General features: G+C 63.6%; 1 protein-coding gene. It reads left to right on the forward strand.

From position 1 onward, the window contains the following. Nucleotides 1-297 (forward strand): hypothetical protein (locus E1K68_RS27575; protein ID WP_212614970.1); only part of this gene is annotated, 297 nt, incomplete at both ends.

Genomic DNA, 297 nt, shown 5'->3' on the forward strand with positions numbered 1-297 from the left:
GCTCGGTGTTCATCAACGGGCAGCCTGCCGCGCGCAGCGGGGATCGCAGTACCTGTGACGCCAAGATCGGCACCGCCCAGGGTCTGATTTCGCCGGATGTGCGCATTGGTGGCGAGACCATTGTGGTGCAGGAAATTCGTAGCGGGAAAACGCCGGGGGTGGGGCTGGCGATTGCCGTGGTGATGGCGTTGCGCGGCAACCTGAAATGTTTCTGGACCAAGCTGCCGTGCATGATCGGAGGGGCGTTGGTGGGTGGCGCGATCTCTTACGGGACCGCCAAGGTCACCTCGGCACTCA

Origin of the sequence: Pseudomonas sp. B2021 (genome assembly GCF_018135665.1) — a bacterium.
GTDB lineage: Bacteria > Pseudomonadota > Gammaproteobacteria > Pseudomonadales > Pseudomonadaceae > Aquipseudomonas > Aquipseudomonas lactis.